The following is a 19,589-nucleotide window of genomic DNA, read 5'->3' on the forward strand; positions in this document are numbered from 1 at the left end:
CGGTAGCCGACAGAACCCGGTTTTTCGTCGACAGCACCCGCCCCACAACAGAAACAGCACCCGCCTCCACAAAGAAGCGGGTGCTGTCGGCGAAAAACCGGGTTCTGTCGGCGCGAAAGGCCATGCCGTCGGCGCGAACGACGATGCTGTCGGCGAAAAACCGGGTTCTGTCGGCGCGAAAGGCGATGCCGGCGCGATGCCGTCGGCGCCAAACCAGATGCTGTCGGCGAAAAACCGGGTTCTGTCGGCGCGAACGGCGATGCCGTCGGCGCGAAACCGGGTTCCGTCGGCGATCAGCTCAGCTGAGCGCCTTGCTCTTCAGCGCGTCGAACTCGTCCTGCGTGATGGTGCCGGAGTCGAGAAGCTGCTTGGCGTCGGCGATCTGTTCGGCCGGGCTCTTCGGGGTCGCGACCGACTGGATGTAGCTGTCGGTGGCCTGCTTGGCCTCCTTGACGGCCTCGTTCTGCCGCTCGGCCATGCCGCGTCCCTTGGCGAGCAGGTAGACGATGGCGGTGATGTACGGGATGAGGACCAGGAAGATGATCCAGACGGCCTTGACCCAGCCGGACGACTTGTCACGGAAGAGGTCGACGATGATGTGCCAGAGGACGATCAGGTAGGCCACGAACGCGAAGATGACGATCGTGTACCAGATGAAGTCCCAGAACGAATCCCACATCGGGCATACTCCTTAGCCAGGTTGTGTAGGTCGGCGGTCATCGCCGATGCGTTCCATAGCTTCTCACAGCCGTGGTGCAGGGGCTGGTATTGGCTACGATTCGCACTCATGGAACTCGGTCTCGATACGTTCGGCGACATCACGGTCGACGACAGCGGAACGGCGCTCTCCGGGGCGCAGACGTTACGGAATGTCCTCGAGCAAGGGGTGTTGGCCGACGAGGTCGGCGTCGACTTCCTCGGTGTCGGAGAACACCACCGCGACGACTACGCGGTGTCGGCACCCGAGGTGGTGCTCGGCGCGATTGCGGCCCGCACCCGTCGAATCCGTCTGGGATCGGCGGTGACGGTGTTGAGCTCCGACGATCCGATCCGGGTCTTCCAGCGGTTCGCGACGGTCGATGCGCTGTCCGATGGTCGCGCGGAGGTGATTCTGGGACGCGGCTCGTTCACCGAATCGTTCCCGCTGTTCGGCTACGATCTCGCTGACTACGAGGACCTGTTCACCGACAAGCTGTCGCTGTTCGCGCAGTTGCGGACGGGCGAACCGGTCACCTGGTCCGGATCGTCGCGCGGACCGCTGTCGGCGCAGCCCGTCTATCCGCAGCTGGAGTCGGCGCCACTGCCGACGTGGATCGCGGTCGGCGGCAGCCCGGAATCGGTCATCCGCGCCGCGAGCTACGGTCTGCCGCTGATGCTCGCGATCATCGGCGGTGAGCCGGCCCGCTTCAAGCCCTACACAGATCTGTACCGCCGGGCTCTCGGCGAACTCGACCAACCGACAGATCTACCGATCGGCGTGCATTCACCCGGCCATGTCGCCGACACCGATGAGCATGCCCGCGAGGAACTCTGGCCGCACTATCGCGGCTACATGACGCGGATCGGACATGAACGGGGATGGCCGCCGCCCACCAGGATCGAATTCGAACGGTCCGCGGGACCGGCCGGCTCACTGTACGTCGGTTCCCCCGAAACGGTGGCCCGCAAGATCGCGTCGACGTCGACGATGCTGGGGCTGAGCCGATTCGACCTCAAGTACTCGCACGGCACACTGCCGCACGCCGCCCTGATGCGCAGCATCGAACTGTATGGCACGCAGGTCATCCCGCGTGTCCGGGAACTGCTCGCCGGCGACTGAAGCAGGAGCGACTGAGGCAGGAACGACTGTGGGTCAGCGACGACTGAGGGTCAGCAGGAAGTCGCCTTTGTCGTCGGTCCACTGGTGTTCCACCACCACACCGGCCTCGGCGAGTTCGTCGGCGAGATCCGTCCGGTCGAACTTGGTGCTGATCTCGGTCAGCACCTCGGCGCCGCGGGCCAACTGCCAGCGCCGCTCGACCGCCGTGAAGTACACATCGACGTCTCGCCGTGCCCGCAGCCACATCTCGATGCGGTGCCGGGCGGGGTTCCAGCGTGCGATGTGATCGAAGTCGTCGACGTAGAGACCGTGGGCGTCGAGGCCGCGGCGCAACACCTCGATCATGTTGCGGTTGAAATCCGCGGTCACTCCCGCCTTGTCGTTGTAGGCGGCCACCAGACGCCCGGTGTCCTTGATGAGATCCGCACCGAGCAGGAAGTAGTCACCTTGGTCGAGCGTTTTGGCGAGGCGACTCAGGAAGGCCGCGCGCATCGCGTCGTCGAAGTTGCCGATCGTGCCACCGAGGAACACCACGATCCGGGGCCCGTCGGAGGGCGGGAGCGTCATGTCTGGTGCAGTGAAATCGGCGACGGTCGGTTCGATCCGGATACCGGGAAAGTCCTGCGCCAGTTCGGACGCCGACGATTCGAGGATCTCGGTGCTCACGTCCAGCGGCACGTAGGTGAAGCTCCGCCCGTCCGCAGCCGCCCGGTCGGCGAACGCCTGCAGCAGCAACCGGGTCTTCGTCGAGGTCCCCGAACCGAACTCGACCAGCGTGGCGGCGTCGGTGAGGGCCGCGATCTCGGTGGCACGGGCGTGCAGGATCTCGGTCTCCCGCCGCGTCGGATAGTACTCGGGCAGGCGGGTGATCTCGTCGAAGAGCAGGCTGCCCCGCTCGTCGTAGAGCCACTTCGTGGGCAACGTCGGGGGATTCGACCACAGGCCGGCCACTGCGTCCGCGGCGAGCGGATCGTCGACACCGAGCGTCATCGGGCCAGCCGCAGTCCGGAGAAGGCCCAGCGGGCCGAGGCGGGGAAGAAGTTGCGATAGGTCGCACGCTCGTGTCCGGGCGGGGTCACCGCACTGGCGCCGCGCAGCACATGCTGATCACACATGAACTTCCCGTTGTACTCGCCCACGGCGCCGTTGGCGGGCACGAAACCGGGATACGGCAGGTACGCGCTGGCCGTCCACTCCCACACGTCGCCGATCATCGTCGCTCCCGCGCGGCCGGGATGGCAGCGCTGCGGATCGAGCAGTTGCCCGCGCGCAATGTCGCCGGTGTCCGCGGCGGCTTCCCACTCGAATTCGGTGGGCAGACGCGCCCCCGCCCACCGTGCGTAGGCGTCGGCCTCGTAGAAGGAGACGTGCATGACGGGTTCGTCGCCGACCAGCCGGCGCCGCCCGGACAATGTGAACGTCGTCCACTCGCCGTCCGTCTGAGCCCAGTATTCCGGTGCCTGCCAGCCATTTTGGGTGATGTGGGCCCATCCCTCCGACAGCCAGAACTCCGGCCGACGGTAACCGTCGTCGGCCATGAACTCGAGCCACTCGGCATTGGTGACGGCCCGTTCGGCGATCTCGAAATCCTCGAGGTAGACGCGATGACGCGGCCCCTCGTTGTCATAGGTGAAGCCCGAGGCGCCCTGGGTGGCACCGACCTCGGTCACTCCCCCAGTCACCGAGCGCCAGGTGAGCGGATCCGGATCGCCCGGATCGTCGACGGCACGGTCGACGTAGACCGGACCGAATGCGTGGGTGGAGAACAGGTGCTTGATGTCCATCAGGAGCAGTTCCTGATGCTGTTGTTCGTGGTTGCACCCGAGTTCGAGCAGGGCCAGCGCATCGTCGCCGAGTACCCCGCGCTCCAGGGCGTCAACCATGGCGTTGTCCACGTACTCGCGGTAGTGCCCGACGTCGGCGACGCCGGGTCGCGTCACGAGCCCCCGTTCCGGTCGGGGATGGCGTGCGCCGACCGCCTCGTAGTAGCTGTTGAACAGGTAGCGGTAGGTGTCGTCGTACACCCGGTACGACTCCACGTTGCGCAGGATGAACTCCTCGAAGAACCAGGTCACGTGCGCGCGATGCCATTTCGCCGGACTGGCGTCGGTCATCGACTGCGGCGTCTGGTCTTCTGCGGACAGGTCGGCGCTCAGCGCGTCGGTCAGCGCCCGCACCTCGAGAAATCTGTGGGCCTGCGATGGCGTGGACCGAGTCGGCCCAGACCGGATAGGGGCAGTGCGATTGGTGATACTCACCGGTACCTCCCGTTTGTGGTGTGGCCCGGTGTGATGACCGGGGCGGACGGGCAACCCTGGCTTCCATCGTTACCAGCCTCGCTGCGGCTGTCAACGAGACTGGAAACCTGTCGACGACACTGGACTGTCGACGAGACTGCGGCGGGCGACGGACAGGGCCGAGCCCCATCGCAGCACACGCCACCGACAATCTCGGCGACCGGCGAGGACAGAGCCGACACAACCGTCAACCGATGGTTGACGGAGCAACGATCGTCAACCTATCGTTGACGCATGCCCGAACCGATCCAACTCAGTTCCGTCCGCCTCGACGACCTCATCGCCGGCATCCGCGCGACGCACGACGATCCCCTGGATCAGCTGACCGCGGCGATGGTCGCCGCCGACCATCTCGGGGATGTCGCCGACCACCTGATCGGCCATTTCGTCGACCAGGCACGACGATCCGGGGCATCCTGGACCGAGATCGGCGCCGGGATGGGGGTCAGCAAACAGGCCGCCCAGAAGCGTTTCACCCCGCGCACCCCGGCCACGTCCGAGACGTCGTCGATGTCCGAGGCGAGTAATCCGTTCTCGCGATTCACGCCGCGGGCGCGCAACGTGATCGCGGAGGCTCACAACCTGGCGGTGGCCGACCGCGGCGACGCGGTCACACCCGAGCACCTCGCGCGTGCACTCGTGGTGGCGCCGGAATCGGTGGCCGATGTGACCCTGCGCGCGCAGGGCGTATCCCTCGCCGACCTCGCCGCGGCCTGTCGGCCCACCGAGGCCATGAAACCGACCGCGGATTCCGATGATGCGGGCACGGACGGGGAGAAAACGATTGTGCCCTATGACGATCGGGCTCGAGCGGTACTCGAGACCACCGTCGAGGTCGCGATCGAGCTGGGCCACAACTTCGTCGGTACCGAACACATTCTGCTCGCCCTGTTCACCGATCCGCCGATCGCAGGCACGTTGTCAACGCTGGGTGTCCAGGCCGACGCGGCGCGATCCACCATCCGCGCAACGCTCGCCGAGATCGAGGCAGATCGGCGCGGTTGAGGCAGCGCCGAACTCGGGTGTCGTCGGGGCAGGAGTGCCGCTACTCCTCGAAGTCTTCCGAGTCCTCGACATCGTCGGCGTCGATGTAGTGCACGGCGGCCTCCTCGGCCGACGCGCCGGCACCGTCGATGCCGACGTCACCGGCCACCGCGTCCTTCTCGTTGTCCAGACCGGTCCCCTCATCGGGAGCGACCAATCGTCCCGACCTGCCGTCACCGGACTGGTCGGCGTCGTCGAACTCGGCATCACGATCGGATTCGTGTGAGCGCCAGTTCTTCTCGACGTTCTCCTCGGCCTCGATGTCGTCGAGCGGATCCGTGGCGCCGACATCGGCCTCCTCCTCGGCGAGACGTTCGTCGAGGGTTTCGCCCTCACGTTGCTCGCGTTCGGTGAGCCCGTGCCGCGCACCACTGGGCTGATGATCGGGCGGCGAATACCCCTCGTCGAGCACGTCGTCCACGCCGCGGTCGACGAGCGTGTCCTCCGGTTGGAGCTGGTCGTCGTCGTCGAGGCTGTACTCGCCGTCGGAACCTTCTGGGGTGCTGCCGATGTCACTCACGTCCTCCACGATGCCAGTCGATCGGGGCCGGATCCAGGAGTGAGCGGGCAGAATCATCGACGACACCGATCAGGACTCGATTCGTCATCCCACGACACGACGCAGGGCCGCAAACACTGTTCGCCTCGGGCGGTGTTCCGTATCCTCCCTGCCATGACAACTCCGCAGGACCCGCAGAATCCCGGCCCGCCCGATCCCGACCAGGGGGGCGGTGGGGCCTCGGGGCCCAACCCGGAATACCCCAACCCGGAACCGTCTGCCGGCGGCACGCCGCCTCCCTCATATCCGCCGCCCGGTTCGGTTCCTCCGCCCCCGCCGGGACCGTCCGGGCCTCCGCCACCATCGGGCTACCCGCCGCCGGGCTCGTATCCCCCGCCGGGAGGTTCTTATCCGCCGCCGGGACCCCCGCCGTCCGGTCCGCCTCCCGGCTACGGTGCGGCGCCCGGATACGGTTCACAACCGGGCGGCTATCCTCCGCCCCCCGGACCCGGGTACGACCCCGGAGCCGGCGCACCGGGCGGATATCCTCCTCCGCCAGGGAATTACGGCGAGTACGGCGCCGGTGGGTACGGCGCACCGTCGGCCGATCAGTTCTCGATCGGTGAGGCCTTCAGCTACGGCTGGAACCGGTACAAGGAGAACGCGGTCTCGTGGATCGTGCTGATCCTCATCGGGATCTTGGTCTCGGCACTGATCAGCTGGCTGAATCAGGTGTCCTCGGACGGCGGCCGCATCCTCTGGATCGGTGCCATCTTCAGCATCATCTCCACGATCGTGGGCTACATCTTCCAGGGCGCGTGGGCGCGCGGTGCGCTCGACGAGGTCTCCGGCTCCAAGCCGGCGATCGGTCGCTTCTTCGACCTCAACTTCGCCGCTGTGATCATCACCGCGTTCCTCGTGGGCCTGGGTACCTTCATCGGCCTGATCCTGCTGATCATCCCCGGCATCGTGTTCGCGTTCCTGGCGTACTGGTCACTGACGTTTGTGGTTGACCGCGACATGGACCCGATCGAGGGCATCAAGGCGAGCTTCTCGGTGATCAGCAAGAACGCCGGTACCTTGTTCCTGCTGGCGCTCGCGGTGATCGGCCTCAACCTCGTCGGCGCACTGCTGTGCCTCGTCGGGCTGTTGGTGACCATTCCGGTCACGACAATCGCCACCACCTACGCGTACCGGTACTTCACCGGCGGCCAGATCGCGCCGGTGGCGTCCGCGGCACCGATGGCTCCGCCGCCGTATCCGCCGAATCAGTACTGAGTCTGCGCTATACGAAACGACCCGGCCACTGCGGTGGCCGGGTCGTTTTGTGTTCAGCCGGAGGCAGTCCCGCTCTCAGTAGCGCCCGTCGCGCCGGTGGACGTCCTCGGACATCCTGACGACGGCGTAGTAGAGCTCGAGCGTCACCCGAAGGAAGGCGAGATAGACCAGACCCACGATCGGAGCGACGACCAGTGCAATGATGCCGAGCACGGGATCATTGGCGAACGACGAGATGACGAACACGAGCACACCGATCGCCAGGAGGATCGTCCCGAGGATGTAGACGACCTTGACCAACGATGGCGTGACGAACGAGTTGAAATTGAAGTCGAACAGCGAGGCGAAGAATCCCTTGGATGCCTCGACCGGCGACGAGATCGGTGATGGCGGCTGCTGATACCCGCCGGACGGCGGATAGCCGCCGGGCTGCGCACCGTAATTCGGCTGCGGCGGTGGCTGGTAGCCGCCGGGCGGCGGGTACCCAGGCGGTTGTGCTTGCGGATTCTGGTTCGGATCGTTGGGATCACCGGTTGTCATGGCGCGACGTTAGCAGCGGACCGCAGTCGAGTTGCGGACTTACGCGGGCTCTGAGGTGACCGAATGATTTCTGCCCGCCGGGTGTGGGATTGGGCGACAATCGATACATGCTCGCGGAGATGCAGGACGAGGCCGAGGCGTACCTTCTGGCAGGCGAGTACTCGCACGCGCTCGCCGAGTTCTCGGTGTTGCGGGAGGTCCGCTCCCGCCGCGAGGGCCCGTATTCGGTGATGTACCTGTCCAACCTGCACGATTGCGTGCGGTGCATGTCGCATCTGCACCTGTGGGCGGATTCGACGCCGCTGTGCCGCGAATTGCACGGCAAGTACGTCCGCACGCACGGGCGGGCACAGTCCGACACGGTCGACGTCGCCAAGCACTGGGCGTGGGCCCTGGTGCATCTGCACGACTACCCGCCCGCGGTGCGGCTCTACCTGACGACTGCCGATGCGCTGTGGGACTCCCAGCCCGACCAGGCACGACGGCTGCTCGCCGCTGCCGCCGCCCATCGGAGCGAGGCAGACCCCGTGCTGATGCTCGAACCTTCCGACGACGGCACGGCGCGCATCGACCGGGCCCGGTTGGCGCACAGTCACGACGTGCTGCTGACCATCAATCAGCTGATCGACCGCCTTCCGGAGGATGTGACCACAGTTCGCGCGGCGGTCACCTTCGACGGTCTCGAACTCGCTTAAACATTAGTGACTCCGGCGCGCACAAAGACGTCGAAGTCGACGCCTTTCCGCCAAACAATCTAATTTTCGGCCGCTCGGGTCTTACGTCGGCCTGCCCGCATATGCTCCTTCCATGGCGGATGTCGGCAGCAACGTCGGACCGTACCGATTGGACGAACTGCTAGGGCGCGGCGCCATGGGTGAGGTATTTCGCGCTTTCGACACAGCTCGTAATCGTGCAGTCGCCCTCAAGCTGCTGAAACCCGACCTGTCGGATGACCCGACCTATCAAGAGCGATTCCGCCGCGAGTCGCGCGCGGCGGCCGCCCTCGATGAACCGCACGTCATTCCTATCCATGACTGGGGTGAGATTGACGGTCAGCTCTATATCGATATGAGGATGGTCGACGGGGAGAGTCTTCGCGCCGTACTCCGACGAGAAGCCGCGCTCGAACCACAGCGTGCAGTGAATATCATCGAACAGGTCAGTTCAGCGCTTTCTGCCGCCCATCGCAAAGGTCTCGTCCATCGAGACCTAAAGCCTGAGAACATCCTGGTGACCGATGAAGACTTCGCGTATCTGGTCGACTTCGGAATCGCCCACGAGAACGCCGACACGCGCCTCACTGGCTCTGGGGCAACAATAGGCTCCGTTTCATACATGGCCCCAGAACTCTTCGATGGGCAGGACATTTCTCCCGCTGCCGATATCTACTCTCTGACGTGCGTGCTGTTCGAGTGCCTCACCGGCCGTATGCCGCACGCCGCGAAGACCGTGAGCGCAGCCATCAAAGCGGCCGTGCTCGACCCAGTACCGTCTCCAAGCAAGCTGAATACGTCAGTCCCACCAGCATTCGATTCGGTCATCGAACGCGGCCTCCACCGAGACCCTGGTTCGCGCTACCACTCGGTGAGATTGCTGTCCGCTGACGCACGCCGAGCTCTTGACGGCTCTGCTGATCCTCCAGCTTCCGTCGCCGACCAGCCGACGATGAGCTTCGCCGCCACCGAACGGGAGAAATCTGCGCCCCCGCAGACAACTGCCGTACCGGCAACTGCCTACTCGGCGCTAGAACCGCAGCACTCTCCGGTTTCGCAACAAATGGCCCACTCGAACCATAGCGACTCAGCGGGCCCCGATCGGGAGCAAAGGTCACTACTCCCGCTCGTCATTGGCACGATCGTGTTCTTGGTCATCGGAGTTCTCGGCGGGCTCGCGTACTTTCTGTATGCACTTCAGTCCGATACCGATGCTGCCACCGAGACCACGCCAACTGTCACGCAGACAGTCACACCCGAACAGGCTGAAACTCCGACCCCTGCTCCCGCACCACCAGCGGATTCATCTTCATGCGCGCCAGGAGTTTCGGTCGGAACCGCGGTCACCAGCTGCCCTTTCGCCGTTGAGGTGAGGAATGAATACTTGCGAACGGGCCCCCAAGGCGCTCCACGAGTCGTTGTCGCCTACAGCCCGGTTACAGGAACGGCCTACCAAATGTCGTGTCTCCCCGAGGGCGGCCTTGTGACCTGCCGAGGTGGAAACAACGCTGTTGTGTACGTCTACTGAGCGATTGATCCTCGATGAGACGATCGCAGATATCGCTGCTCTCAGCGGCAGCGGCACTTGTACTCGCCGGATGTGAAGTCGACCTTCCCGGTGGGGAGATCACTCCAGTCACTGTCACGGTCACCGCTGGGAGTTCTCCAGCGCTTCCCGCAACAGATGCCTCGACACCACGTGATAGTCCGGACCAGATCAAGTTGCGGTCCGGTTTCAATCGACTGTCGGCGTCGATCGGCGCACCGGTCGGGATTGCGGTCGCGCCGGTCGGTGGAGTCGCCGATCCCCGGCTTCAATTCGGTGATCAAAGCTCACACGTCGCGTGGTCGACCATCAAGGTTCCACTTGCGCTTGCTGCTCAGCGAGCGATTGGTCCAACCGCCGCCGAAACGGCAGCCATCGTCGACTCAGACAACGAATCAGCCGAGCACTTGTGGGCCGCGCTAGGAACACCTGCCCAAGCTGCGGCCGCTGTCACCGGTATCTTGCGGGAGGGCCGTGACGAGGAAACGATCGTTCCCGAACAGCGCCGGCGACCAGGATTCACGGTCTTCGGACAAACGGTGTGGGCATTGCCTGCCGCCGCGACGTTCACAGCAAACCTGCGATGCCTACCCGGGGGCCGCCCCGTGGCGGCCCTGATGAGCCGGGTCGCGTCCAATCAGAAGTGGGGCGCCGAGATCATGCCGAGCCCAACATCCACTGCTGTCAAGGGCGGGTGGGGCCCCGGCATTGCCGGTGGATACCTCGTCCGCCAGATTGCGCTTGTAGATCACAGCGATGGCCGCGCCACAGCTGTCGCAATGAGCGCTGTCGCCGACTCGCTCGACAGCGGGGTCGCGCATCTCAACGCCATCGGCAACTGGCTCGACGCAGTTCTGAACCAGCTACCCCGGGGCCGCTGTTGATACGCCTCAGATCTGCGGCTCCTCCACCTTCTTGGGCAGCGTCAGCAGGGTCACCACGCTGACGACGATCAACATGATCGCCGCGATGATCAGGAAGGTGGTCAGAGCGAGACCCGGGATCAGCATCATCACGATGCCGGCGATGATCGACACGACACCCGACAGGATCAGCAGCCACCGCGGAGTGTGCAGTGACCCGGCGGAGGCGTGGGTCAGGTCGGCGATGCCCTGGAAGATCCAGCCGATGCCGATGAAGATCGCCAGGAACACCAGCGACTCCTCCGGATTGAACAGCGCGATGATCCCGGCGGCGAGGATCAGGACGCCGATCAGCCCGAGAACGAAACGCCAGCCGCCGGATAGCAGCGAGGACGCGAACGCCCCGTAGAGCCGGAAGAGTCCGGCGACGATGAGGGAGATACCGAAGAGCACCCCGATGACAAGCAAGGTAGCGGCCGGCCACACCAGCGCGATGATGCCCAGAACGATTCCGACGACCGAGGTCACGATCATCGTGGTCCGTACCGCGGCCACGAGTTCGTTCGGGATCTGCCTTGCGTAGTCTGCAATTGTCATGGAGGCAGGTTAGTACGTGTCGAAGCCCTCGACACCACATTCACCGGCCGAACAGAAGGGAAATTCGTGTCGTCGATCGCGTTCTTCACCCACGATGCCGAGATCGCGGATGCAGCCGCCGACAACGGATCCGACCTCTGGTTCACCCCGACGCGATACGCCGCCAGCCTCTGGGCACCGGGCACACTCAACGGTCCCGCCGTGTGTGCACTGGCCGCCCGGGCCGCCGAACACACGTACTCGGTGACCGGCTTCCGGCCCGCCCGGTTCACCATCGACCTGTTCAAGGTCGCCCGGGACTCCCCGACGACGACGCGTAGCCGGCTGGTGCGCGACGGCGGACGGATCAAGGTCGCGGAAGTCGACGTGGTGCAATCCGTCGACGGCGCGGAGGTCCTGGTCGCCCGGAGCACGACGGTTTTCGTCAAAGAGAGCACGAATCCGCCGGGTGAACGCTGGGAACGCCCGCCCGAGACGATCGAGTTCCATCCGCCCGAGACCGACGCCGACGACCGGTTTCCGTGGTACGGCGCGACCACGGAATCGGGCGAGATCGAGTGGAGCCAGGACATGGGCGCTCATCAGAACGCTCGTCGCAACAGGTTGTGGACACGTGCGGTCTCCACCGTCGTCGGCGAACGGCCGTCGGCGTTCGAGCGCGCGGTGATCAGCGGCGAGTCGACCAGCCTGGTGGGCAATTGGGGCAGCGAGGGCATCGCGTTCATCAACTGCGACCTGACCGTCGCCCTGTCACGTCTGCCGGTCGGATCACGGATCGGCGTCGAGGCCGCGAGCCACGTCGAGGTCGACGGGATCTCGACGAGCACCACGAACCTGTACGACATCGAGGGACAGTTCGGTGTCGGCATGGTCACCGGCGTCGACAACTCGGCCGCGACCATCGACTTCACCGCCATCGACACCGGCAACCGCTACAGCGAGGCCTGAGTCGACGCGACGGGCCAATTTCGAAAGGGGCAATGTCACACCCCGATGACTCTCAGGTCTTGATAAGGTCACGGCCATGACGCGGCTCACAGGACGGTGGAGGGCGGCCCTCGCAGTCACGGCATTGGCGACGACGCTGACCGCAGGCCTCGCGACGGTTCCGCAGGCGCAGGCGAGCAATGTCGCCGCGGCCGACGGACGTATCGTCGCCCGGATCACCGGCCCCGGTTCCATCAACGACACGATCGGCAAGTACAACATCGTCGGCACCGACCTGGGTGTCCTGTGGGACAACGGGAACGGCGAGATCATGGCCGCGTTCGGTGACACCCAGTCGTTCAACGGGTGGTCGCTGCTCTACGGCGAGCTGTGGTACTGGCGCTCGAATGTGCTGCTGCGCAGCACCGACCGGAATCTCGCGGACGGCATGACGTTCACCGGTCATGCCGGTCATCCGGGTCATGCGAAGCGACTGCTCAAGCCCGATCTGCGTCGTGAGGTCACGATCATCCCGACGGCCGGCGTCGCCGCGAACGGCAAGCAGTACATGAACGTGATGTCGGTCAAACAGTGGGGCCCGCCCGGCATCTGGTTCACGAACTGGTCCGGTCTGGTGGTCTCGGGCGACAACGGCCAGAACTGGCGGGCGGTCAACGCGTTCCGGCCCAACGGCGGCGGCAACCACAAGTTCCAGATGTCGGCGTATCTGAAGGTCGGCGACACCATCTACACCTACGGCACACCCGATGGCCGCTGGGGCGCGGTCTACCTCGCCCGGGTCGCCGCCAAGGACATCGAGAACCTCCGCAAGTACGAGTACTTCTCGTGGGGTCGGTGGGTCCGCAACAACCCGGACTCGGCCACCCCGGTCATGTCCGCACCGACCGGCGAGCTGTCGGTGGCCTGGAACGACTACCTCGGCAAGTACATCTCGCTCGGCCAGAAGGACACCGGCGTCATCCTGCGTACCGCCGACCGGCCGGAAGGCCCGTGGACCTCGGGTGAGCTCATCGTGCCGGCCAACAACCCGTACACGGGCTACGCGCCGTACATCCATCCGTGGTCGAAGGGCAGCAGCCTGTACTTCACCTACTCGGTCTGGAACGGCTACCAGGTCTATCTGATGCGGGTGCCGCTGCAGAAGCCCTAGCGCCGCCGGGTTCCGGCCGCAGCTGCAGGTTCCGGCCGCAGTTCGGTTCCCAAGCCGGAACCCGGAACTGCGGCCAGAACCCACGACCACGGGGGCTCTATCGCTCCGCGAGGATGGAGTTCATCTCCTCGATCTCGTCCTGCTGCGTGGCCTTGATCCGCGTCGCGAGCTCACGCGACGGTTCATGGATGCCGTCGGCGAGCTCGGTGTCCGCCATCTCGACCGCGCCTTCGTGGTGGGCGATCATGCCCTCGAGCCACAGCCGGTCGAACTCCGCTCCGCGGGCAGCCGACAGCGCGGCCATCTCGGCCGGCGTCATCATGCCGGCCATGTCATGCCCATCCGGCGACATGTGATCGCCGTGCCCCCCGTCGTCGCTCATGTGCCCACCGGAGGTGGACGGGTCCGACGTGGACGCGTCGGCCACACCCCACTCGCGCAGACGGGCCGACATCTCGTCGATCTCGGGCTGTTGGCCCGCCCGGATGCGGTCGGCCAGGTCCCGCACCGCGGGTGTGCTGGTGCGCTCGGGCACCAGGTCCGCCATCATCAGCGCCTGCATGTGATGCGGGATCATCATCTGGTTGAAGGCGATGTCGGCGTCGTTGTGTGTCTCGGCCTGCGGTGAGTCGGCCGAGCTCTCCAGCGACAGCGAGGTGGTGGAGACCGCCGGGCCGGATGACGAGGCCGCCGGTTCGTCGTCGGCCGAACATGCGCCGAGAAGAGCGACCGCGACCACGGTCGAGCACGCGAAGATCTGTCGTTTCATTGGTGAGGTTCCTTTGCAGGGTGAGGAATCCGCGCTGCGTCAGGGCAGGCGGAGCTGTCGACGTCTCGGACACGAGGTCCGGCGGACGCCGATCAGCAGCGGATGACCTGCAATCGGAGATGTGTCGGCATGGCCCACGGTGGTGGCCGGCCGCTTCGGCCGTGCCGTCGTCTGTGGATTGACCGCAACAAGGGCGGGAGCGGGAAACCCCAAGCGAGAACGAGAACGGCGACCGCCGGGACGACCGGGTCGTCGTGCCGCAGGAACACGCACGGGTGGGTGTGGGTGTCGCAGTCGCCGGCATCGTCCATCACCGGCGTCGGTTCGTGCTGCGCGGCATGCACGACCGTCGGGCCGTGCGCGGCCGCCGCCTCGCCGTGGCTGCCGTGGTCGCGGTGGTCGGCGAGGGCGACCACCGAATGCATCAGCAGAATCGCGAACGCGATCCCCAACAGCAGACCGGTCCGCGTCGCGCCCCACTGGCGGGGTCGCGATGAACGGCGGACAGTCGACACGACTCCGAGGTTACCGAGGAGGTGCCGGGTCGGACGGGGTCGTGCCGGACTCAGCTGTAGCGGACGCAGCCGTGTCGGATTCAGCCGGATCGGGCTCGGCCGCCTCCGACGAACCCGCGGCGGCACGTCGTCGTTCGTTTCGCGGGATCACCCATGTCCGGTCGACGACATTCACGATGAAGATCACGAAGCCGGCCAGCGCCCACCCCAGGAGGATGTCGAACACGTAGTGCTCGGCGGTATAGACAAGGGTGAACGCCATCGCCAGGGCGTATCCCATGAACAGCGTTTTTCCGAGGGCCTTGACGCGCGGCCACATGAACAGGGCGAGCAGCATGGTCAGGCCGGCATGCAGGGACGGGATGGCCGCGACGAGATTGGCCTTGCCCTGCCCGACCTCGACCAGGGTCGACGCCGCGTGGATGTTCAGGAAGTTCCAGCCACGGGCCGAGATCCGCTCGACGTAGGGTGCGGCCTCGGGGTTCGTCGGCGTCACCTCGCCGAGGATGCCGCCGTTCGCCACAGCGCCCTCGGTGGCCATGCACACCGGATCACGCGGGTGGTCGACGAGTTGCTCCGCGGTGCATCGCGCGGCGGCCCACGGAGGTGCGGCCGGCACCAGGGTGTAGCCGATCAGCGCGAGGAACGTGGTCGCGAGGAAGCACGCCGCGTACCTGCGCCACGTCGCGCGGTTCTTGATCCACAGCACAGCGGCGACCGCGTAGGGAACGATGAAGTACGACATGTAGATGACGCTGGTGATCACCTCCCACCACGGCGGCGATGCCTCCTTGATGTGGCTCTGCAGCCACACGGTGGGGTTGACCCCGAACAGCCAGCTGTCGACGTCGGCGGGCAGATGCCACTGGGTGGGCATGTCCACGATGCGTGCGACGTCACGGGTCCAGTCGTAGAGCAGCAGGATCAGCGCGAACGGCAGCCAGTCGATGATGACGCTGATCGCCTTGCGACGGCCGATCGTCGCCGCGAGCATGCCCAGGCAGAGCAGGATGATCAGCCGGGTGCGGTCGAACGCCATGCCGTACACGGAGAACTGGTAGATGACGAACAGCACCCAGGCGCCGATCGCGATCCGCCGGACCATGGTGAGGTCACGTTTGCGGTCCGGTCCGGTGTCGATCTCGGCGGCGGCTGCGACGTCGTCGATCACGGGCTCGACGCCGTTCTCGACACGCTCCTTGGCAGTCTTGCCCGCCGCAGGCACGTCGTCGACCGCGTCGTCAATGCTCACCCGTGATGATCCTGCCCGCCCACGCCCGCCAGGGCTCCCTGCACGTTACTTGGCGTAAGCCTAGTGATCACCCGGCGTTCGGGAACCGGCAAACCGCCGGACAGGTGCCGCCGATGTCGGAATTCACCCGCCCGACGGTGACCGGAATCACATCAATGCGGCCCACTATCGTTGAGGGATGCGCATCGGAGCACATCTACGCGAGGACGCCGACCCGTTGTCCACCGCCGGCGAACTCGGCATCGACGTCTTCCAGATGTTCGTGACCGACCCACAGGGCTGGAAGAAGCCCGAGGCCCGGCCGGACGCGGCCGCGATCCGCGACTCCGACATCGACGTGGTCGTGCACTCGAGCTACCAGATCAACGTCGCGAGCCTGAACAACCGGCTGCGGATGCCGTCCCGCAAGGCGGTCGAGCAGCAGGCCGCCGCGGCCGCGGAGCTCGGCGCCTTCGGCCTGGTCGTGCACGGTGGTCATCTGCGCGACGGCGAGGACGACAAAGAGGGATTCGCCAACTGGCGCAAGCTCTTCGACCGCCAGGTGGACAAAGGTGGGTTCGGGGTGCCGATCCTCATCGAGAACACCGCGGGCGGCGACCACGCCATGGCCCGCACCCTGGAGGCCATCGACCGGCTGTGGGAGTCGGTCGGCGACTTCGAGCAGGCCGGCTTCTGCCTGGACACGTGCCACGCATGGGCCGGCGGCGAAGACCTCGTCGGACTGGTCGAACGCGTCAAGGCCATCACCGGCCGGATCGACCTGGTGCACCTGAACAACTCCCGCGACGAGTTCGACTCCGGCCGGGACCGGCACGCCAACATCGCCGACGGCCACATCGATGCCGACGTCCTGGTCGCCGTCGCCGCCGCAGCCGGCGCACCCGTCATCCTGGAGACTCCGGCCGATGGCATCCCCGCTGACCTGGCCTATCTGCGCGACGCGCTGTAACCCACCCGGGTACGTACCGCGGTCGGTGGAGATCACAGACCGAGCAATTGCTCTGTGTTACCGATGGCGCTATCCTGTAGTTACCGGCGAGTAACTTAGCTTCTGCCGACCGCGCCGAACGACCCGCGTAGCCCACACCGCCCGTCAGATAAGGAACCTTCATGGGCCATTACAAGAGCAACATTCGCGACCTGCACTTCAACCTCTTCGAGCTGTTCGACCTCGACAAGGTGCTCGAGGAGGGCGACTTCGGCGACCTCGACCACGAGACCGCCGTCGACATGCTCCGCGAGGTCAAGACCCTCGCCGAAGGCCCCATCGCCGAATCGTTCGCCGACGCCGACCGCAATCCGCCGGTCTTCGATCCGGAGACCCACAGCGTTGCCATCCCGGAGAGCTTCACCAAGTCCTACAACGCGCTCATCGAGGGCGGCTGGGACAAGATCGGCATCGACGAGGAGCTCGGCGGACTGCCCGCGCCGCGGTCGCTCTACTGGGCCATCGGCGAGATGATCCTGGGCGCCAACCCGCCGGTGTTCATGTACGCCGCCGGTTCCGGCTTCGCCAACATCTTCTTCGACAACGGCACCGACGAGCAGAAGAAGTGGGCCGCCATCTGCTCCGAACGTGGTTGGGGCGCAACGATGGTGCTCACCGAGCCCGACGCCGGCTCCGACGTCGGCGCGGCCCGCACGAAGGCCGTCCAGCAGTCCGACGGCACCTGGCACATCGATGGCGTGAAGCGTTTCATCACCTCCGCCGACCAGGACATGACCGAGAACATCTTCCACCTGGTGCTCGCCCGCCCCGAGGGCGCGAAGCCGGGCACCAAGGGTCTGTCGTTGTTCTTCGTGCCGAAGTTCCACTTCGATCACGAGACCGGCGAATTGGGCGAGCGCAACGGCGTTTTCGTCACCAACGTCGAGCACAAGATGGGCATCAAGTCGTCGGCGACGTGTGAGCTGAGCTTCGGCCAGCACGGCACCCCGGCTGTCGGCTGGCTCGTCGGCGAGGTGCACAACGGCATCGCGCAGATGTTCGACGTCATCGAGCATGCGCGAATGATGGTGGGCACCAAGGCCATCTCCACCCTGTCGACCGGTTACCTGAACGCACTCGAGTACGCCAAGGAGCGCATCCAGGGTGCCGACATGACCCAGATGACCGACAAGGCCGCTCCGCGCGTGAGCATCACCCACCACCCGGACGTGCGTCGCTCGCTGATGACCCAGAAGGCCTACGCCGAGGGCCTGCGCGCGATCTACCTCTACACCGCGTCGCATCAGGACGCCGCCGCCGCGAAGATCGTGTCCGGCGCGGATGCCGAACTGGCACACAAGGTCAACGATCTGCTGCTGCCGATCGTGAAGGGTGTCGGCTCCGAGCGTGCCTACAGCGTGCTGTCCCACGAGTCGCTGCAGACTCTCGGTGGTTCCGGCTTCCTGCAGGACTACCCGATCGAGCAGTACATCCGTGACTCGAAGATCGACTCGCTCTACGAGGGCACGACTGCCATCCAGGCGCAGGACTTCTTCTTCCGCAAGATCATTCGTGACAAGGGCGCCGCGCTGGCGCACGTGTCGGGTCAGATCCAGAGCTTCCTCGACTCCGAGGGCGGCAACGGTCGCCTCAAGGCCGAGCGTCAGCTGCTGAAGACCGCGTTCGAAGACGTGCAGGCAATGACCGCGACGCTCACCAGCTACCTGATGAACGCGCAGGAGGATCCGAAGGAGCTCTACAAGGTCGGGCTCGGCTCGGTTCGCTACCTGCTGTCGGTCGGCGACCTGCTCATCGGCTGGCTGCTGCTCCGTCAGGCCGAGATCGCCCTGGCCGCACTCGATGCCGGCGCGTCGGACGAGGACAAGTCGTTCTACGAGGGCAAGGTCGCCGTCGCGAGCTTCTTCGCGAAGACGATGCTCCCGCCGCTGACCGCCGTCCGCGGCACCGTCGAGAACATCGACGCCGACGTCATGGAGGTCGACGAAGCGGTCTTCTGATCGCCTGAACCTGGTTCGTCCCCCGGAAATCGCCGAACTCTCCGTACGTTTGTGGAGAGTCTGGTGATTTTCGGGGGACGAACTGTTTCTGGGGTCGAAACCACCACGTCAGAGAATGCGGAGGTCGACGCCGAGGGCGCGATAGACCGGTTCGGCGCGCCGGTCGACACTGAGCAACGGGAGGCCCGCCGAGACCGCTGCCGCAGCGACCAGCGCGTCGTAGACCGCTCCACCCGAGATCCCCGTGGCCGCGAAGGAGGCGACGAGCTCGCCGGCCGCATTGGGAGCGAGGTGGCACGCAATCGGAAAGTTGGTGGCGATGAGTCGCGCAGCCGCGGCCGGCGACAATCGTTGCGGTGGGGGTAATCGCGTCAGTACCGAGTAGGTCTCGAACGTCGCGTGACCGCTGAGGCCCAGGCTTCGGCCGCGCACGGCTTCTCGGACGGCGATGTGCCCTGCCTGTTCGGGTCGGACCAACGCGATGGCAGCGCTTGTGTCCAGCAGGACGGTCTCAGCGCTGGTCGCCAAGGCGAAGCTCGCGAATATCGTCGGTCGTCAGGTCGGGTCCGCCCGACGGGAGAAGCAACAGTCCGTCGTCGTCGATGAGGTCGTCGGTCGCCACCGGCTCGAGCACAAGACCGCTGCCCGAAACCGTGATCTCGACCTCGCCCGGGATGAGTCCAATACGATCACGTAGTTCCTTGGGAACGACCACGCGACCGGCACGATCAATGGTCGTTCGCATGCCACGATGCTACCACTGAGATGGTAGCGGCTGCCGTGCTGACAACAACGCGCACCCGCTCGGCAACC

21 protein-coding genes are annotated in these 19,589 nt (G+C 65.7%); 10 read left to right on the forward strand and 11 right to left on the reverse strand.

What is annotated here, in order from left to right; translation table 11 throughout:
- Positions 1-298 precede the first annotated feature (298 nt).
- A complete protein-coding gene (locus VZC37_RS06290) occupies positions 299-679 on the reverse strand; it encodes an SHOCT domain-containing protein (protein WP_330431540.1) in 381 nt (126 codons plus the stop codon).
- Between the two features lie 108 nt (positions 680-787).
- Here VZC37_RS06290 and VZC37_RS06295 point away from each other — a divergent pair, with 108 nt between their 5' ends.
- Complete coding sequence (locus VZC37_RS06295) at positions 788-1,819, forward strand: LLM class flavin-dependent oxidoreductase (protein WP_330431541.1); 1,032 nt, start codon at positions 788-790, stop codon at positions 1,817-1,819.
- Between the two features lie 33 nt (positions 1,820-1,852).
- Here the strand turns inward: VZC37_RS06295 and egtD are convergent, their stop codons facing one another.
- Complete coding sequence (gene egtD, locus VZC37_RS06300) at positions 1,853-2,809, reverse strand: L-histidine N(alpha)-methyltransferase (RefSeq protein WP_330431542.1); 957 nt, start codon at positions 2,807-2,809, stop codon at positions 1,853-1,855.
- A complete protein-coding gene (gene egtB, locus VZC37_RS06305; RefSeq protein ID WP_431309328.1) occupies positions 2,806-4,077 on the reverse strand; it encodes an ergothioneine biosynthesis protein EgtB in 1,272 nt (423 codons plus the stop codon). Before egtB ends, egtD begins: the two co-directional genes overlap by 4 nt.
- A 273-nt stretch (positions 4,078-4,350) precedes the next feature.
- Here egtB and VZC37_RS06310 point away from each other — a divergent pair, with 273 nt between their 5' ends.
- A complete protein-coding gene (locus VZC37_RS06310) occupies positions 4,351-5,121 on the forward strand; it encodes a Clp protease N-terminal domain-containing protein (RefSeq protein WP_330431543.1) in 771 nt (256 codons plus the stop codon).
- 40 nt (positions 5,122-5,161) lie between these two features.
- On the opposite strand, the gene VZC37_RS06315 is transcribed toward VZC37_RS06310, so the two are convergent.
- Positions 5,162-5,689, reverse strand: a complete 528-nt coding sequence (locus tag VZC37_RS06315; protein ID WP_330431544.1) for a DUF5709 domain-containing protein — start codon at positions 5,687-5,689, stop codon at positions 5,162-5,164.
- Between the two features lie 144 nt (positions 5,690-5,833).
- Between VZC37_RS06315 and VZC37_RS06320 the strand changes: the two genes are divergently transcribed.
- Positions 5,834-6,937 (forward strand): DUF2189 domain-containing protein, encoded by a 1,104-nt coding sequence (locus VZC37_RS06320; protein WP_330431545.1) that lies wholly within the window; start codon positions 5,834-5,836, stop codon positions 6,935-6,937.
- 75 nt (positions 6,938-7,012) lie between these two features.
- On the opposite strand, the gene VZC37_RS06325 is transcribed toward VZC37_RS06320, so the two are convergent.
- Positions 7,013-7,477 (reverse strand): DUF4282 domain-containing protein, encoded by a 465-nt coding sequence (locus VZC37_RS06325; RefSeq protein ID WP_330431546.1) that lies wholly within the window; start codon positions 7,475-7,477, stop codon positions 7,013-7,015.
- Between the two features lie 107 nt (positions 7,478-7,584).
- Between VZC37_RS06325 and VZC37_RS06330 the strand changes: the two genes are divergently transcribed.
- The 3 genes from VZC37_RS06330 (at position 7,585) to VZC37_RS06340 (ending at position 10,620) form a co-directional block, all read left to right on the forward strand.
- A complete protein-coding gene (locus tag VZC37_RS06330; protein ID WP_330431547.1) occupies positions 7,585-8,172 on the forward strand; it encodes a hypothetical protein in 588 nt (195 codons plus the stop codon).
- 112 nt (positions 8,173-8,284) lie between these two features.
- On the forward strand, positions 8,285-9,718 hold the full coding sequence (locus tag VZC37_RS06335; protein ID WP_330431548.1) for a serine/threonine-protein kinase: 1,434 nt from the start codon (positions 8,285-8,287) through the stop codon (positions 9,716-9,718).
- A 14-nt stretch (positions 9,719-9,732) separates the two neighbouring features.
- Positions 9,733-10,620 (forward strand): hypothetical protein, encoded by an 888-nt coding sequence (locus VZC37_RS06340; RefSeq protein ID WP_330431549.1) that lies wholly within the window; start codon positions 9,733-9,735, stop codon positions 10,618-10,620.
- Between the two features lie 6 nt (positions 10,621-10,626).
- On the opposite strand, the gene VZC37_RS06345 is transcribed toward VZC37_RS06340, so the two are convergent.
- On the reverse strand, positions 10,627-11,196 hold the full coding sequence (locus VZC37_RS06345) for an HdeD family acid-resistance protein (protein WP_330431550.1): 570 nt from the start codon (positions 11,194-11,196) through the stop codon (positions 10,627-10,629).
- A gap of 66 nt (positions 11,197-11,262) precedes the next feature.
- Between VZC37_RS06345 and VZC37_RS06350 the strand changes: the two genes are divergently transcribed.
- Positions 11,263-12,144 (forward strand): acyl-CoA thioesterase domain-containing protein, encoded by an 882-nt coding sequence (locus VZC37_RS06350; RefSeq protein ID WP_431309329.1) that lies wholly within the window; start codon positions 11,263-11,265, stop codon positions 12,142-12,144.
- Between the two features lie 76 nt (positions 12,145-12,220).
- On the forward strand, positions 12,221-13,294 hold the full coding sequence (locus VZC37_RS06355; protein ID WP_330431551.1) for a glycoside hydrolase family 183 protein: 1,074 nt from the start codon (positions 12,221-12,223) through the stop codon (positions 13,292-13,294).
- Between the two features lie 97 nt (positions 13,295-13,391).
- Here VZC37_RS06355 and VZC37_RS06360 read toward each other — a convergent pair whose 3' ends face one another.
- From VZC37_RS06360 to VZC37_RS06370, 3 genes are all read right to left on the reverse strand, one after another.
- On the reverse strand, positions 13,392-14,063 hold the full coding sequence (locus tag VZC37_RS06360) for a DUF305 domain-containing protein (RefSeq protein WP_330431552.1): 672 nt from the start codon (positions 14,061-14,063) through the stop codon (positions 13,392-13,394).
- Positions 14,064-14,155: 92 nt separating this feature from the next.
- Positions 14,156-14,578: a hypothetical protein gene (locus VZC37_RS06365; RefSeq protein ID WP_330431553.1), complete on the reverse strand. Its 423-nt coding sequence runs from the start codon at positions 14,576-14,578 to the stop codon at positions 14,156-14,158.
- 10 nt (positions 14,579-14,588) lie between these two features.
- Entirely contained in the window at positions 14,589-15,830 is a 1,242-nt protein-coding gene (locus tag VZC37_RS06370) for a phosphatase PAP2 family protein (protein ID WP_431309330.1), read from the reverse strand.
- Between the two features lie 178 nt (positions 15,831-16,008).
- Here VZC37_RS06370 and VZC37_RS06375 point away from each other — a divergent pair, with 178 nt between their 5' ends.
- Both VZC37_RS06375 and VZC37_RS06380 read left to right on the forward strand, forming a co-directional pair.
- Positions 16,009-16,779 carry a deoxyribonuclease IV gene (locus VZC37_RS06375; RefSeq protein ID WP_330431554.1) on the forward strand — a complete coding sequence of 257 codons (771 nt, stop codon included), beginning with the start codon at positions 16,009-16,011 and terminating at the stop codon, positions 16,777-16,779.
- A gap of 161 nt (positions 16,780-16,940) precedes the next feature.
- The gene (locus VZC37_RS06380) at positions 16,941-18,776 is read left to right on the forward strand and encodes an acyl-CoA dehydrogenase (RefSeq protein ID WP_330431555.1); all 1,836 of its coding nucleotides are present in this window, start codon (positions 16,941-16,943) and stop codon (positions 18,774-18,776) included.
- A gap of 108 nt (positions 18,777-18,884) precedes the next feature.
- Here the strand turns inward: VZC37_RS06380 and VZC37_RS06385 are convergent, their stop codons facing one another.
- Both VZC37_RS06385 and VZC37_RS06390 read right to left on the reverse strand, forming a co-directional pair.
- Entirely contained in the window at positions 18,885-19,304 is a 420-nt protein-coding gene (locus VZC37_RS06385) for a PIN domain-containing protein (protein WP_330431556.1), read from the reverse strand.
- Positions 19,288-19,521, reverse strand: a complete 234-nt coding sequence (locus VZC37_RS06390) for an AbrB/MazE/SpoVT family DNA-binding domain-containing protein (RefSeq protein WP_330431557.1) — start codon at positions 19,519-19,521, stop codon at positions 19,288-19,290. The genes VZC37_RS06385 and VZC37_RS06390 overlap by 17 nt, the downstream gene beginning before the upstream one ends.
- Positions 19,522-19,589: the final 68 nt, after the last annotated feature.

Origin of the sequence: Gordonia sesuvii (assembly GCF_036350415.1) — a bacterium.
GTDB classification, from domain to species: domain Bacteria; phylum Actinomycetota; class Actinomycetes; order Mycobacteriales; family Mycobacteriaceae; genus Gordonia; species Gordonia sesuvii.

Coding starts and splice junctions, on each gene's coding strand:
- VZC37_RS06390 (WP_330431557.1), bottom strand. CDS start 19,521: ATGCGAACGACCATTGATCGTGCCGGTCGCGTGGTCGTTCCCAAGGAA.
- VZC37_RS06345 (WP_330431550.1), bottom strand. CDS start 11,196: ATGACAATTGCAGACTACGCAAGGCAGATCCCGAACGAACTCGTGGCC.
- VZC37_RS06290 (WP_330431540.1), bottom strand. CDS start 679: ATGTGGGATTCGTTCTGGGACTTCATCTGGTACACGATCGTCATCTTC.
- VZC37_RS06380 (WP_330431555.1), top strand. CDS start 16,941: ATGGGCCATTACAAGAGCAACATTCGCGACCTGCACTTCAACCTCTTC.
- VZC37_RS06375 (WP_330431554.1), top strand. CDS start 16,009: ATGCGCATCGGAGCACATCTACGCGAGGACGCCGACCCGTTGTCCACC.
- VZC37_RS06320 (WP_330431545.1), top strand. CDS start 5,834: ATGACAACTCCGCAGGACCCGCAGAATCCCGGCCCGCCCGATCCCGAC.
- VZC37_RS06335 (WP_330431548.1), top strand. CDS start 8,285: ATGGCGGATGTCGGCAGCAACGTCGGACCGTACCGATTGGACGAACTG.
- VZC37_RS06330 (WP_330431547.1), top strand. CDS start 7,585: ATGCTCGCGGAGATGCAGGACGAGGCCGAGGCGTACCTTCTGGCAGGC.
- VZC37_RS06360 (WP_330431552.1), bottom strand. CDS start 14,063: ATGAAACGACAGATCTTCGCGTGCTCGACCGTGGTCGCGGTCGCTCTT.
- VZC37_RS06340 (WP_330431549.1), top strand. CDS start 9,733: ATGAGACGATCGCAGATATCGCTGCTCTCAGCGGCAGCGGCACTTGTA.
- VZC37_RS06295 (WP_330431541.1), top strand. CDS start 788: ATGGAACTCGGTCTCGATACGTTCGGCGACATCACGGTCGACGACAGC.
- VZC37_RS06355 (WP_330431551.1), top strand. CDS start 12,221: ATGACGCGGCTCACAGGACGGTGGAGGGCGGCCCTCGCAGTCACGGCA.
- VZC37_RS06325 (WP_330431546.1), bottom strand. CDS start 7,477: ATGACAACCGGTGATCCCAACGATCCGAACCAGAATCCGCAAGCACAA.
- egtD (WP_330431542.1), bottom strand. CDS start 2,809: ATGACGCTCGGTGTCGACGATCCGCTCGCCGCGGACGCAGTGGCCGGC.
- VZC37_RS06310 (WP_330431543.1), top strand. CDS start 4,351: ATGCCCGAACCGATCCAACTCAGTTCCGTCCGCCTCGACGACCTCATC.